Genomic DNA, 13415 nt, shown 5'->3' with positions numbered 1-13415 from the left:
GTGTTCCTCGGGTCGCGGGCAAGTCGCACTTCCGTGGTCTGGACATCGGGGCGCGAGCGCGATGCACTCGATGCGACGGGCGAGTCGGCGCTGAGCGGAATACTCATGAGCGAGCTCGGTGGGCTGGGCGGGATGCTTCCGGCAACCGCATGGGAACGGCTGCTCGACCACGGCGCGGCACGGCGCTTCCGCCGCGGCGAAGCACTGATCAGGCAGGACGCTCCCGGAGGCTTCGTCCTGCTGCTGCGGCGCGGGCAGGTCAAGGTGGAACGCACCGAACTCGGGGACAGGACGATGCTCCTCGCGTTGCGGGGGCCCGGCGAAGTGCTCGGCGAGGTGACCGCCTTCGACAAGGGGCCGCGCTCCGCCACGGTCACCGCGCTGCAACCGTGCGACACCACATTGCTGACGAACGGCACGTTCCTCCGCCTGTGCGATGATCTCGACATCACCGAGGTCGTGATCCGCCATCTGCTGGCCCGGATGCGCGACGGCGAGGCACGGCAGGCGGCGCTGGCGCATCTGCGGGCCGAGCGGCGCCTGGCGCGCGCCCTGCTGTGGCTGCTGCCCGGCACGAACGGCGCCGGCGGGCCGGCCGTCCTGCCGCTGACGCAGGAGGAGATCGCGGCCGCGGCGGGGCTGTCCCGGGCGGCGGTGGCCGCCGAGCTGGGCAGGCTCCGCGATCAGAAGGTGGTGGCGACGGCGCCGGGGCGGGTCGAGATCCTCGAACCGCACCGCCTCAGATCGATCGCCGACGGCCACCGGTGACCCTTGGGTGTGTGCCACATCACACCGATGCCGTCCATTTCTATACGGCGGCGCGGCCGCCCCGTCCTCACAATCCGGACATGCCACATTCGGTTCACAACGGGGCGGGCCTGCCGCCGTACTGCGCCGTCCTCGGAACGGACGCGAGGTTCTTCACCCAGGTACCGAGCAGGTTGCAGCCTGAACTCAGTGCCCGCATCCCGGAGGTCCTCCGGGAGTCCTTCCGCCGCGCGGGGTTGGCGCGCGCGTGGAACGCCATCCGGCTGCACCAGGACACCGGGGACGGTCACGTGGTCGTCCTCGACAGCGCTCACCTGCCCCGGCTGGTCCATCCGCTCGTCGACAAGGTGCAGGAAGTACTGGAGGAGCAGGACGAGGTCCTGCGGGCGGTCAGCCGGGATCTGCGGCTGCGGCTGCGGCTGAGCCTGAACGTCGGCCCGCTGCCCGCCGACGGGCGAGGGGCGCGCGCGGACGGCAAGGGAAGGACGATGAACGACGCGCATCGCCTTCTCGATTCCGGCCCCGTGCGCGACGCGCTCTCCGAAGCCGACCCGGACGTCACCCTGGTCGCGGCGCTTTTCTCGGAACGCGTATACCGCGATGTCGTCGAGGACGGCCACACCGCGCTAGCGCCCTCCAGGCTCCGCCGAGTAACGGCGACGGCCAAGACGTTCTCCGAGGATGCGTGGCTCTACGTCCCGAAGCCGTCATGGTCCTCCGCGGACGGCCCAAGCCCCGGACGGTCCAAGCCCTCCGGGGCAACGCCTCCTCCGCCTGCGGGCGGCACGGTGATCCGGGAGAACAGCGGCAACATCGCTCTCGGCAACGAGGTCGGCGGGAACCTGGAGCAGCGGTCTTCATGATCGATTCGCCGGGCGGCGCACCTGACCAGCTCCGGGTGTGGCGCAACCGCGGCAACATCGCGAGCGGTGCGAACGCCGACCGTGACCTCGTCCAGATCGCCATCGGTGAGCTCAGCATGGAACTCGCCCCGGTACCGCTCCCGCTCGATGCCAGAGCGGTCACCGGCTGGACCGCCGCTCAGCTCGGCGTGCACCCGGCGATCGGCCACGGCGGCATCAGGGGGCACCGGCCGCCGGACTTCATCCCCCGCCCCCATGACCGGGAACTCCGCCGGGTGCTGGAATCCCGCCACGAGACACCGTGCCTCGTCGTGCTCGTCGGAGCCTCCTGCACCGGCAAGTCGCGTTCCGCGGTCGAGGCCGTCCAGCGCTGCCTGCCCGACCGGCGGCTGGCGCCGTTCACCGTCGACCAGGTGGGCGCGCTGAGGACCGAGGGCATCGTGGGGCGCGGAACGGTCGTCTGGCTGCGCGAACTCGCCGCGTGCCTGTACGACCCGCGCGCCTGCGCGGTGCTGCTGGACGTGCTCGCGGCGGACGTCGAGGACGTCGTCCTCATCGGCGAAATCTCCGCGGAGACGTCCACGCTGATCGATACCGGACGGGAGGACGGCGCCGACGACCTCCTCGCACGGGCCCGGTGCCTGCTGGGCCAGGCCACGCGCATCGAGGTTCCGGAGGCGTTCACCGACGACGAGTTCAGGAGGGCGAAGGACGCCGGACGGGTCGACCCGCGGCTGAAGACCGCGACCGAGACCGCCGAGCCCGGTCACCAGGTCACCCAGGTGCTGGCAGGCGGGATTCCGCTCGCCCGCCGGATCAGCGACGCCGATCCCGTGGCACGGGCGGTGATCTGCGCCGCGATGGACGCCCGCCGGCTGGGCTTCACCGGCGACGTGTCCGCGGAGTTCCTGAAGGCCGCCGCCGCCGGCTACCTCCCGGCGCATGTGCGGCACGGCGGGGGCGGGAGGCCGGCGCGGCACGGGCAACTGCGGAAGGTCATCAAACTGTGGCGGCGGAGTTCCGCGGGCGGCCTGTCGCCGCTGCGGAAGACCGGGCACTCCTACGCCCTGCACGACTACGCGGCGGACCTGGGCGGCCGGACGCGGCGGGCCGAGCGTCCACCGCTGGAACTCTGGAAGGCGCTCGACGCCGAGGTCGCCGACGGCCGCGCCCGGACGCGGCTGGCGCGCGAAGCGGAGCGGCGCGGCCTGTTCGGCGTCGCCTGGACGTTCGGCCTCGCCGGCTCCGGGGCGGACGACCCCGCCGCGATCGCCGTCATCGCCCGGCAGTTCGAGCGCTCCGGACGGGGCGGCGCGGCGGAGGGGCTGTGGCGGCGCGCGTCCGAGCGGGGCGACGCGTACGCGCAGACCCGCCTCGCCGAACGGCTCGAGGAGCGGGGCGAGGCTCCCGCGGCGGAGCGACTGTGGCGGCGGGCCGCGGAGTCGGGGAGCGGCTACGCCGTCTTCCACTACGCCCACCGGCTGCGCGGCCGAGGCGGGAGGGGCCGCGAGGAGGCGTGGGCACTGGTCGAGAAGCAGGCCGAGAACGGCGACCCCCATGTCGTCCAGGTGCTGGTCGACTGGCTGCGCGAGGACCGGCGGGAGAAGGAGATCCCCGGTCTCCTGCGCAGGCTGCGGACCAGCGGGCGCGTCCAGGCCGCGCACTGGCTGGACCAGTTCGCCGCGCTGCCCGATCTCGCCGGGGCGGCCGAGGAGCTCGACGAGATCGAGAGGCGGCTGAGGCCCTCCGCCGCCGCGGGCTACCTGCCGGCGATGTGCCGGCTGGCCGACGTGCTCGAAGAGCAGGGACGCGCCGCCGCGGCGGAGGAGCTGTGGCGCCGGGCGGCCCACCTGAGGTCGCGTGTCGCGCTCCGGGCGCTCGCGCGGCGCGCCGGCGGGAAGGAGGCGTACGCGCTGCTGCAGACGGCGGCCTCCGACGGCGACACCTACGCGATGTCCCAGCTTGCGTTCCGGTGCGAGCGCAGCGGCGACACCGACGAGGCCGAGGACTGGTGGCGGCAGGCGTCCGGGCACGGCGACTACACGGCCACGTGCGAGCTCGTCCGCCTGCTGACCGCGGGCGGGCGGCTGCCGGAGGTCGAGCGGTGCTGGCGGGCCGCGCTGGAGAACCGCCAGAGCGAAGCACTCCCCCGGCTCGCCGCCGTGCTCGACCCCGAGGAGGCGGGACGGCTCGCCGGCTACGGCATCGAGCCGGGAGGCGCGACGGCCGAGCCGTGGGACCTCGGTGCCGGCCTGCGGCCGGCCTCACCCACGTTCCGGCCGGCCGGCCGTGGCTGAACGGGTCGGCGAATCCCCCACCGCATCACGACATCAGGCGAGGTCGACGAAATGGAACCAGGTTCTCTTGCCAGCGCGGCCGTCCTGATCACGGTCTGGTCGCTCGACGGTGCCGGGCGCATCGGCGCCCCCGCCGATGCCGGCGCGGCCCTGCACGGCCTGCATGCGATACGCGAGTTCACCGGGACGATGGCGGCCGCGGACCCGGCCGCCGCCCGTGCCCTGGAGGCGCTGGCAGGCGCCCCGGACAGCGACGAGGCCCAGGCCGACCTGCGGGAGCGGCTCGTGGTGCTGCTGCGGGAGGAGCCGTCCTTCCAGATCAGGCTGGCCGACCGGATCCTCTCGGTCGCCGAGCGGGTCGACGACGGCGGTGCCGTCCGCTTCGTGGTCCCGCATCCCGCCGACCCGCGGCGGGCGCTGTGCGTCATCGCGCCCGCGCCCGCCGACCGCGTCCTGGCCCAGCTCACTCCGCCGCCGCCCCGGCTCGTCGGGCGGCACGCCGAGGCGGAGCGGGCGCTGAGCCTGCTGCGCCCCGCCGGCGACCGGCCGGTCGCCGTCACCCTGACCGGCCACGACGGCGTCGGCCGGACCGCGCTGGCCCGCCTGCTGGCCGACCGGCTGCACGATCGCGGGACGACGGGCCTGCAACTCGAGGTCCGCTTCCCCGCGTCCGGGGAGAAACCGGTCACTCCGGACGTCAACGGCACGGATCCACTGCTCACCGTGCTCCGGGAACTGCTCACCGGACTCGGTGTGCCCGCGCGTTCACTGCCCGGCGACCTCGCCGGATGCGCCGCGCTGCTCGAGTCCGAACTCGCGGGCAGGCGGCCGCTGCTGCTGCTGGAACGCGCCCCCGGCACGGCGGAGCTCACCGCCCGCCTGCCGCCGGGATGCCTGGTCATCGTGACGAGCGAACCGGCCGTGCGCGACCTCGACAACGAGATCCCCGTTCCGCCGCTGAGCCGGGGCAAGTCGGCGGCCCTGCTCTTCGCCCGGCCGCCCGCGTCGCAGACCGAACTGCTCGCGGTGCGCCAGATCGCGGCGGTCTGCAGCGGGATTCCGCTGGCGCTGTCCATCCTCGGACGCCATCTCGCGGATCTGCCCGGCGCCGAGATAGCGGATCTGCGCAACCGGTTCGCGCGCGCCTTCACCCGCCGTCCGGAGACCGGCTCGAAACGCGTGGTCTTCGCGGCCCTGGAACTGTGCCGCCCGGCGCGCGAGACGCCGCAGCACCGGATCCTCACGGCGGCCGCGCTGCTCCAGGCACCCCGCCTGGACCTGCGGCTGCTCTCGGCCGCGTGCGCCGTGCCGGCCGATTCCCTCCGGCCGGCGATCCACGACCTCGTCCGCCGCGGGCTCGTCGAGCCGTACGGGCGCGGCGGCGACCGCTGGCGGCTCCACCCGCTGGTCGCCGCGTACTTCCGGGATCCGGTCACCCTGTCCGCGGCGGAACGCGCCGCGATCGTCGAGCGGGCGCTGCTCGTGTACCTCGCACGGATCCGTGCGCTGCGCGATCTGCTCGACACGGCCGCCGCGCGCCGGGACCCCACGATCGCGGCCTGGGCCGAGGCGCAGCTCGCGGACGACCTCCCGGGGATGCTCCGCCTTCTCACGATGTGGGCCCCGTCGCTCTCGCGCTCGGGGCGCGCCCTCGTACGCGGCCTGATCTCCCGGCTCGGCCGGCCTCACGACGCGGCCGCCTGGACGGAACCCGCCGGCGAGGCCGGCGAACCGGCGCTGCCGGACAAGGGCGAGGCCCGCCGGATTCCGCGCGACACGCCCTCCGACCGGCCCGAGAAGACCACCGGCGAACTGCCCGGCGAGGTCACCGGGGATTCGCCTCCGGCGGAGCACGGCGAAGACGCGGCGGAGATCCCGGAGGCCGCACCGCCCCCGCCGGTGCCGGACTCGCACGGGCCGGACGCACGCAAGCCGAACGCACCGTTCCCGGACCCCGCAGAACCACCAGCAGAGCCGCCTGCAGAGCCCGGCGAGCCGGCCGCAGAACCAGGTGAGCCGTCCGCGGAGGCACCAGGCAAGACAGCCGCAGAGCCAGGCGAACCACCCGCCGAGCCCGGCGAACCGCCCGTGGAACCAGGTGAGCCGTCCGCGGAGGCACCAGGCAAGGCAGCCGTAGAGCCAGGTGAGGCGTCGGCAGAGTCAGGCGAGGCGTCGGCGGAGCCGCCCGGTGACGGCGGTGGCGCAGGGTGGCCCGGGGAACCGCCGGGGGAAGGCGGCATGAGGCGGTCCGGGGGCGGGGCGGCGGGGCGAGAGGCACCGCGGAGCCCGGTGCACGCGGCGATCGCGCGCGTGCGGAGCGGCGACGACGCCCCGGGCCCCGGCGGTCCCACCCTCTTCGGGACGGCCGGGGCGGAGGCGGGACGTTGATCTGCTCGCCGGGGCAGCGGCAGGCGCTGCGGCAGTTGCAACTGATCGTCGAGGAGAGCGGCGGCGCGGTCGCCGTGACCGGTCCGCCCGAGCTCGATCCCGACGGCGGCTGGCTCTCGGTGTCCCTGAGCCTCGACTTCGGAGCCGCGGACGCGCCCGCGGACCTCGCGCCCGCCGCCGGACGGGTCGGGCTGCTGTCGCGCGAGCCCGTCACGGTGCATATTCCCAGCATCTTTCCGTTCGCCCACCCGAAGGCGGTCGTCCCGCACCTGCGGTTCGCCGACCAGACGCACGTGCAGTGGGGCTGCCTGCTGTGCCTCTACCAGGCTCCGAATGACTGGGACCCGGCCGCCGGCATGATCGGGTTCCTGGAGCGGCTGGCGGACTGGTACGTCCGTGCGGCGGAAGGGAGCCTGGTCGGCGCGGACCAACCCCTGCACCCGCCGATCGCCTACGTGAAGAGGGGCACCGGGCAGGTCGTCATCCGCGCCGACCTGCCGGTTCCCGCCGACGAGCTGTGGACCGGCGCGGCGGTGCTGGCCCAGCCGGAGGCGGCGCGTACGGAGGTCGTCGGCTGGACCGGCATCGAAGCCTTCACCGGCCTGGCGGGCGGGGAGGTACCCGCCGCACTGCGCGCCGCCGCTCGCGGCGGCGGCGCCGGGCCGTTCTGGCTCGGGCCGGCCCTGGTGCTGCCCACGCCGCTGACCTTCGAGTTCCCGAAGACCGTCGGCGAGCTGACCGACGCCCTCGCCGCCCGCGGCGTTCCGCCGGACCTCCTCACCGGGCTGCTGGACAGCGTCGTCCGGGTGAACTCGCTGGCGCGGGCGCACGCCCGGCCGGGCCACCATCCGGTGCCGCTCACCGTGCTGGTCGGCGCGCCGATGCGCGGAGCCGGCCGGAACGGCACCCGCCAGACCCACCTCAGCGCATGGCGCCTGCCGCCCTCGGCCCGCACCCTGGTCTCGCTGAGGGGGTGGACGGAGATGCCGCCCTCCTCCGGTGATCGCTCGGCGGCAACGCTGCGGAGCGCGTTCGACCTGGTCGGCCGCGCCGTCGCCGACGTGACGCCCGTCGCGTGGGCCCCGGTCCACGAGCAGCGTCCGCAGATCGTGACCCGCCGGGACACCGGGCGGCCCGCCTCCTGGGTGCGGGGCCGCCGCGTCGCGGTCCTCGGCTGCGGTGCGCTCGGCGCCCGCATCGCCGAGCACTGCCTGCGCGCCGGTGCCGCCGGTCTCCTGCTCGCCGACCACGGCGCCGTCACGCCCGGCATCCTCGTCCGCCAGCCGTTCGAGGACCGGGACATCGGCAGGGCGAAGGCGGTGGCGCTGCGCGAGCGGCTGGCGGACGTCCGGCCGGACGTCCGGGACGAGATCATCGCCGCGACCGCCGATGTCATCACCGGCGCCCTCAACGCCGACCTACAGGACTTGCTGCGGTACGACCTCATCGTCGACGCCACCGCCAACCGGTCCGTGGCGGCGCACGTCGAATGGGCCCGGTGGGTCTCGGGGCACCCGTGGCCTCCGATCCTGACCGTCGGCGTCGGGCACGATTGTCAGCGCGGTATCGGCGTGCTGGCGCTGCCCGAGGCCAGCGGAGCGGGCGCGGACGTCCTCCACCGCTTCGCCGTCCACGCTCTCGCCGACCGTGCCGCCATGGCCGATGTGGTCGACGACTTCTTCGGCCCGGAGCCGCCGGATCGCTTCCAGCCCGAGCCCGGGTGCTCCGCACCCACGTTCCGCGGCGCCGACTGCGACGCCGCGGCCATGGCGGCCGGCCTGTTCGCCTGGGCGGTGGCCGGCCTGGACGATCCGGTCGCGCCCCGGTCCCTGTTCGTGTCACGGCTCCCCCCGCAGACCACGGGCGTCCCGCTGGCGTGGGACAACGACCTGCTCGTCGCCGACTCCGACTCCGGCGACTACGAGATCAGGATCTGGCCGGAGGCCCTGGCGGGCATGCGCGCCGAAGCCCGCCGCGTTCCGAGCGGGGTCGAAACGGGAGGCGTCCTGCTCGGCGCCATCGACGACGCCTCCCGCGTCGTCTCCGTGAGCTGGGCCGCCCCTCCGCCGCCGGACAGCGAGCACAGCCGGCACTACTTCCGGTGCGGGGTGGAGGGCGTCGAGCAGACCGTGGCGCGGCACCGAGCCCGGAGCGGGGACCGCGTCCGCTTCCTCGGCCTCTGGCACACGCATCCGGGATCGCCCGCGACGATGAGCGCGACCGACATGGCGGCGGTGCGCACACTTCTCGTCCCCGTGCCGCATGCTCCCCGGCGGGCCGTATTCCTCATCGCCGGCGGCAGGGATCCGGTCTGGAGCGACTGGCTGGAGAACGACCGGCCCCCCGAACTCCACGCCCGCCTCTGCCACCGCGTCGCTCCGCGGCCCGACCAGGCACCGATCGCGCTCTGAGGCGCCGAACGGCCGGGCGGACGCCCTCTGCCGCGGCGGGCGGGTCAGGTCATGGCGCCAGGAGTTTGTCCATGAGGACGTGCAGGTGGTGGCGGAAGGCGGCAACGGCCTCGGTGTCGTCGGCTCTGCGCATGCCCCGGGTTCGGTCCAGGACGCCCGAGCCCAGGAAACCGTGGACGCACCAGATCATCGTGCCCAGGAGGTAGTAGGGGTCCACGTCCGGGGGCACCGCGTCGCGGATCTTGTGGGCGGCCAGTTTCAGGAGCGGGCGGACGTAGCGGTCTTCCAGTTCGGAGATGTCGGCCGCGTCGTCGACCCAGCGGTGGGCCCACAGGGAGCGGTTGGGCGGGTGTGCGAGATGGAAGTCCAGGTAGGCGTCGACGATCCGGTGGACGGCGGCCCGGCCCGGTTCGGCTTGCGACACGACCGCCTCCAGCATCGTGCGCTCGGAGTCGAAGGCCCGGTCCATCACCTCCAGGTAGAGCTCTCGCTTGTCCCCGGCGACCTCGATGATCGTCGCGGGGTCGGCCCCCGTAGCGTCCGCCAGGAGGCGCAGGGACGTTCCGTCGTAGCCGAGTTCGCTGAACAGCCTGGTCGCCACGTCGATGACCTGCTGTCGTGAGATGGCATTCGCCATGTCGTCACGTTATGCAGGGCCCGGCGATGCCCAATGCGCCCTGGCGTCATCAAAGGGTCAAGCCATGGCAATCGTTGCGTCGAAACGCTGGCGAAGGCCGCGGGAGGGGCGTCAAGCGGTCTTCGGCAGGTGCGGCAGGAGGCGTTCGGCAGTGATCGGCAGGGACCGATGGCCGGTGGCGTGGTGGGCGGCGCCGGCGATCGCGGCCGCGGAACCGACCTGGCCGATCCCGCCGACGCCCTTGACGCCGAGCGGGCCGGGGCCGGTCAGTCGTAGGAGGCCAGGGTGCGGGCGTGGAGGGCGAGGACGTGGGCCAGCAGGGCGGGGGCGTGCCCGCCGGCGGCGTCGGGGAGGACGTCGGGGGTGAGCGTCCAGTCGGCGCCGACCCAGTTGTCGGCGATGGTGTCCGCGCTGGACGGCAGGTTGTTGCAGGACTGCCGCAGCCGGATCGTGCGCACGGACTCGGCGGCGGGGGTGTCGGTCTCCACGAGCAGCACCGGGACGCCGGCCGCCGGCCCGTCCTCCACCAGGCGCAGGAGCCGGTGCGCGTCCTCCCCGTCGAGCGCGGCGCCCGCGTCGAGGATCACCACCAGCCGGACGGGCGGGCCGCCGCCGGGCAGGTCCTCGTCGCCGCCGCCGATCTGGCGCAGGTCGACCAGGTCGAGCAGGCGCCGGATCCGCTCGGCCGCGCCGGTGCCGATCGCCACGCCGCCGCCGAGCAGCCGGGCGGACGTGGCCGGGTCGAAGCCCTGCAGCCAGCCCGCGCCCGACAGGCCGGCCGCGTCGATCACCTCCAGGCCGACGAGCCCGGGCGGGGCGGCGGCGAGGAACCGGGTCGCCAGCGACCAGGCGTAGGCGGTCGAGTCGGCGGGCATCGTGCCCCGCGAGATCCACACGGCGCGCCGCCAGGGCATCCGGAGGACGAGCGGTATCCGCAGGTCGGGCAGCTCACCGGTGGACAGCCGGCCGAGCAGCACACCGCCCGCGAGATCGGTGCGGGGGCGCCAGGTCAGCCAGGACGGCGCGTCGAACGGAGCGACCTCGGCGTCGACGTGCGGCTCGACCCGGGCCAGCTCGTCGCGGAGCTGGGCGGCGTCGGCGCGCAGCCGCTGGTCGGCGGCGGCCATGAGCTCGTCGAACCGCCCCCGGGGCCGCCGCCCGGCGATCTCCTCGTTGCGGACGGTCAGCGCGTGCTCGGTCGCGGCGCGGAACGCGGCCACCGAGCGGCTCGCGTCCTCCCAGACGAGCCAGCAGCGTTCGAGGTAGTCGACCTCCGTGCTCGGCGGCGGCGCCCCCGCCCCGGGCACCGACCGCACGGGCCCCGGCCCCGCCCCCGGCGCCCCCGGGGCCGCGGGCTGCGCGGCCGCGGGTTGCGGGGGTGCGGGCTGCGGGGCCGCAGGTTGCATGGTCGCGGGTTGCGGAGGTGCGGGGTCGCCTGGGTCGTCGACCTCGATGCCGTGGGCCGCGACCAGTTCGGCGAGGCCGCCCGGGTAGCCCTGGCCGACGGCGCGCACCTTCCACGCGCCGGCCCGGCGGTAGATCTCCAGGGCGATGATCGCCCGCTCCGGGCCGAGGCCCGGCACGGTGAACTCGGCGACCGGGGCGCCGTCGGCGGTCGCCAGGCCCGCCCGCGGCGGCGGCACCGTCCCGAACGCGGCCGTTCCGGCGAGGCTGACCGCGATCAGCACCGCGGTGACATCGCCGGGGACCGCGTCCAGGTCCAGCTCGACGCGCTGGCCGCCGCCGCCGGACCAGCGGACGCCCGGTGCCCGCGGCGCGTTGAAGAACACCAGGTCCGCGTCGGAGCGGACGCGCAGGTCCGGGCCGACGAGCAGCGCGCTGACGTCCACGGGCGCGGCGCAGGCCGCGGTCGCGGTCACCCGCCGCGCGGACAGCGCCGCGTTGGCGCCCCGGGTGAGTTCGGTCATCGGCGGGTCAGGCGTGCGCGGCGATCGCCGGAAGCATGTCCTGGAAGGTGCGGCCGTGGCAGGGCTCCCCGATGGCGTTCATCTTCCAGCCGCTGCCGTGCCGGTAGAGCCGGGCCATGATCATGGCGGTGTGGACGCCGCCGCCGGTCAGCGTGTACCGGGCGAGCTCACCGCCGTCCATCTCGTTGACCAGGCGGCAGAAGGCGTTCTCCACCTCGTTGAAGGTCTGGCCGTTGAACGAGCTGACGGTGAACACCAGCGAGGTGACGTGCACCGGGAGGCGGTTCAGGTCGACGATGACCGACTCGTCGTCGCCGTCGCCCGCACCGGTGAGGTTGTCGCCGGTGTGGCGGACGGAGCCGTCGTCGCTCACGAGCTTGCCGAAGTAGACCACGTCCGCGAGGTTCGTGTCGGCGAAGAGGACGCAGGACGCGTCGAGGTCGATGTCCCGTTCGCGGGAGCCGAAGAAGCCCTTCTTCTTCACCGCGTCCCAGCCCAGGCCCATCCGGACCATGCTCAGCGCACCGCCGGGCTTCTCCAGCGAGATCCGCTGGCCCTTCACCATCGAGACGGTCACAACCGTCGCCCTCCCTGCTCTCCCCATGCCGCGCTGACCCCGAGAGCGCGCCGGCCCGAACGCACCCGGTCACCACGGAACGGTCAGGTGCGAGCAAAGCCTCGCAGGCCGTCCACCCCGTTGTCACCTCGTTCCGCCGTTCCGCCGGAGACGGGGCCGCATGTGAAACGGGTGGAAGGCTCCTTGTCGGCTGTGCGCGGGCCGCCGGATAGTGGCCTTCGCCGGGCGACTCGCGAACGGGAAGCGGTGGTTTTGTGAGGGCCTTGGGTGCGCTGGTGGCGGCGCTGGTCGCCGCGATGACCGTCCTGGTCGCGCCGCCCGCCTCGGCGGCGGCGCTGACGGAGGTCGCGGACTTCGGGACGAACCCGACCGGTCTGCGGATGCACCTGTACGTTCCGGACCGCGTGCAGGAGGAGCCGCCGGTACTGCTGGCGGTCCACTGGTGCACCGGGTCGGGGCCGGCGATGTACTCGGGGACGGAGTTCGCGCAGCTCGCCGACCAGTACGGGTTCATCGTGGTGTATCCCTCCGCGACGCGCAGCGGCAACTGCTTCGACGTGTCCTCGCCGCAGGCGCTGAGGCGCGACGGGGGCAGCGACCCGGTCGGGCTCATGTCGATGGTCCGGTACACGCTCCAGCGGTACGGCGGGGACGCGTCCAGGGTCTTCGTCACCGGCGTCTCGTCCGGCGCGATGATGACGAACGTGATGCTCGCGAACTATCCCGACGTGTTCGCGGCGGGCGCGGTGTTCGCCGGAGTGCCGGACGGGTGCTTCGCCACGGCCGACGGCTCGGGGTGGAACAGCGCGTGCGCCAACGGGACCGTCCTCAAGACGCCGCAGCAGTGGGGCGACATCGCCCGTTCCGCCGACCCCGGCTACTCCGGGCCCAGGCCGCGCGTGCAGTTGTGGCACGGCACGGCCGACGACACGCTGCGCTACCCCAACTTCGGCGAGGAGATCGACCAGTGGACGAACGTCCACGGCCTGTCGACCACGCCGGCCTCGACCGACCAGCCGCAGCAGGGCTGGACGCGCACCCGCTACGGCGACAAGGTCGAGGCGTACTCCCTGCAGGGCGTCGGGCACAACCTGATGGCGTCCGGCATGGCGCGGCGGACGATCGAGTTCTTCGGGCTCGACCAGGGCGCGCCGACGGATCCGCCCGGCAACGGTGACGGCGACGGCGACGGCTCAGCGGCGTGCGGCGTCGCCTACTCGGTGAACGCGTGGAACACGGGCCTGGTCGCGAGCATCACGATCACGAACACCGGGTCCACCGCGATCGACGGCTGGACGCTCGGCTTCACTCTGCCCGCCGGGCAGACGATCACGTCCGGGTGGGGCGCGGACTACCGGCCGAAGAGCGGCGCGGTGAGCGCGACGAACGTGTCCTACAACGCCGCGATCCCGGCCGGCGGCTCCGTCGGCATCGGGTTGCAGGCCGCGCACACCGGGAACAGCGGGTCGCCCGGCGGGTTCACCCTCAACGGCGCCGCCTGCGCCGCCGGGTGACCGCCGGTTCCCGTGCGGAGCGTCCGGCGCCG

The 13415-nt window shown here is 74.4% G+C and carries 9 protein-coding genes; 6 read left to right on the top strand and 3 right to left on the bottom strand.

Annotated elements, in window-relative coordinates; genetic code table 11:
* The first annotated feature begins 105 nt into the window (after nucleotides 1-105).
* The 5 genes from ABZ806_RS14345 to cap2-3 all read left to right on the top strand — a co-directional run bounded on the left by ABZ806_RS14345 (nucleotide 106) and on the right by cap2-3 (nucleotide 8727).
* Nucleotides 106-768: a Crp/Fnr family transcriptional regulator gene (locus ABZ806_RS14345; RefSeq protein WP_500217649.1), complete on the top strand. Its 663-nt coding sequence runs from the start codon at nucleotides 106-108 to the stop codon at nucleotides 766-768.
* A gap of 80 nt (nucleotides 769-848) precedes the next feature.
* The gene (locus ABZ806_RS14340) at nucleotides 849-1631 is read left to right on the top strand and encodes a hypothetical protein (RefSeq protein WP_500217647.1); all 783 of its coding nucleotides are present in this window, start codon (nucleotides 849-851) and stop codon (nucleotides 1629-1631) included.
* Nucleotides 1628-3928, top strand: coding sequence for a tetratricopeptide repeat protein (locus tag ABZ806_RS14335; protein ID WP_500217645.1), 2301 nt, complete (start codon nucleotides 1628-1630; stop codon nucleotides 3926-3928). Before ABZ806_RS14340 ends, ABZ806_RS14335 begins: the two co-directional genes overlap by 4 nt.
* A 51-nt stretch (nucleotides 3929-3979) precedes the next feature.
* Nucleotides 3980-6316 (top strand): hypothetical protein, encoded by a 2337-nt coding sequence (locus tag ABZ806_RS14330; protein WP_500217644.1) that lies wholly within the window; start codon nucleotides 3980-3982, stop codon nucleotides 6314-6316.
* Nucleotides 6313-8727 carry an anti-phage 6A-MBL system cap2_3 protein gene (gene cap2-3 / locus ABZ806_RS14325; RefSeq protein WP_500217642.1) on the top strand — a complete coding sequence of 805 codons (2415 nt, stop codon included), beginning with the start codon at nucleotides 6313-6315 and terminating at the stop codon, nucleotides 8725-8727. The genes ABZ806_RS14330 and cap2-3 overlap by 4 nt, the downstream gene beginning before the upstream one ends.
* A gap of 49 nt (nucleotides 8728-8776) precedes the next feature.
* Here cap2-3 and ABZ806_RS14320 read toward each other — a convergent pair whose 3' ends face one another.
* The 3 genes from ABZ806_RS14320 to ABZ806_RS14310 form a co-directional block, all read right to left on the bottom strand.
* On the bottom strand, nucleotides 8777-9364 hold the full coding sequence (locus ABZ806_RS14320) for a TetR/AcrR family transcriptional regulator (RefSeq protein ID WP_500217640.1): 588 nt from the start codon (nucleotides 9362-9364) through the stop codon (nucleotides 8777-8779).
* A 266-nt stretch (nucleotides 9365-9630) separates the two neighbouring features.
* The gene (locus ABZ806_RS14315) at nucleotides 9631-11292 is read right to left on the bottom strand and encodes a TerD family protein (protein ID WP_500217638.1); all 1662 of its coding nucleotides are present in this window, start codon (nucleotides 11290-11292) and stop codon (nucleotides 9631-9633) included.
* A 7-nt stretch (nucleotides 11293-11299) separates the two neighbouring features.
* The gene (locus ABZ806_RS14310; RefSeq protein WP_500217636.1) at nucleotides 11300-11869 is read right to left on the bottom strand and encodes a TerD family protein; all 570 of its coding nucleotides are present in this window, start codon (nucleotides 11867-11869) and stop codon (nucleotides 11300-11302) included.
* Nucleotides 11870-12123: 254 nt separating this feature from the next.
* Here ABZ806_RS14310 and ABZ806_RS14305 point away from each other — a divergent pair, with 254 nt between their 5' ends.
* Nucleotides 12124-13383 (top strand): extracellular catalytic domain type 1 short-chain-length polyhydroxyalkanoate depolymerase, encoded by a 1260-nt coding sequence (locus ABZ806_RS14305; protein ID WP_500217634.1) that lies wholly within the window; start codon nucleotides 12124-12126, stop codon nucleotides 13381-13383.
* Nucleotides 13384-13415 lie beyond the last annotated feature (32 nt).

Source organism: Spirillospora sp. NPDC047418, from assembly GCF_040643275.1.
Classification (GTDB): Bacteria; Actinomycetota; Actinomycetes; order Streptosporangiales; family Streptosporangiaceae; genus Spirillospora.
This window is presented reverse-complemented; position numbering and strand designations above follow the sequence as displayed.

Excerpts from the sequence above, each read along its gene's own strand:
- ABZ806_RS14340 (WP_500217647.1), top strand. The coding sequence starts at position 849 with ATGCCACATTCGGTTCACAACGGGGCGGGCCTGCCGCCGTACTGCGCC.
- ABZ806_RS14320 (WP_500217640.1), bottom strand. The coding sequence starts at position 9,364 with ATGGCGAATGCCATCTCACGACAGCAGGTCATCGACGTGGCGACCAGG.
- ABZ806_RS14335 (WP_500217645.1), top strand. The coding sequence starts at position 1,628 with ATGATCGATTCGCCGGGCGGCGCACCTGACCAGCTCCGGGTGTGGCGC.
- ABZ806_RS14330 (WP_500217644.1), top strand. The coding sequence starts at position 3,980 with ATGGAACCAGGTTCTCTTGCCAGCGCGGCCGTCCTGATCACGGTCTGG.
- ABZ806_RS14315 (WP_500217638.1), bottom strand. The coding sequence starts at position 11,292 with ATGACCGAACTCACCCGGGGCGCCAACGCGGCGCTGTCCGCGCGGCGG.
- ABZ806_RS14345 (WP_500217649.1), top strand. The coding sequence starts at position 106 with ATGAGCGAGCTCGGTGGGCTGGGCGGGATGCTTCCGGCAACCGCATGG.